This window comes from Amphritea pacifica (genome assembly GCF_016924145.1).
In the GTDB taxonomy this organism is placed as follows: domain Bacteria; phylum Pseudomonadota; class Gammaproteobacteria; order Pseudomonadales; family Balneatricaceae; genus Amphritea; species Amphritea pacifica.
Map to the genome: position 1 here is coordinate 1 of NZ_JAFFZO010000173.1, position 327 is coordinate 327.

Here is a 327-nt window from a genome sequence, read left to right on the forward strand (position 1 = left end):
TCCTGCTGTACGGTAATTCATTCGGCCTGCCGCAGGTTGAAACCCACCTCTGGGGTGGCCTGACCCTGACCCTGGTGCTGGCGGTGGTCGGTATTGTGGCGTCGCTGCCGCTGGGGATTGTCCTGGCGCTGGGACGACAGTCTGATATGCCGATCGTGAAATCGGTCTGTGTCACCTTTATCGAACTCTGGCGGGGGGTCCCGCTGATTACCGTGCTGTTCATGGCGTCCGTTATGCTGCCGCTGTTTTTCCCGGAAGGGATGAGCTTTGACAAGCTGCTGCGGGCACTGATCGGTATCACCCTGTTCCAGTCTGCCTATATGGCGG

Annotated in this window: 1 protein-coding gene; it reads left to right on the forward strand. The window is 59.3% G+C overall.

The features are described 5' to 3' along the window. Nucleotides 1-327, forward strand: a 327-nt coding sequence (locus JW499_RS21955) for an ABC transporter permease subunit (protein ID WP_205212546.1), incomplete at both ends; no start/stop codon positions are given.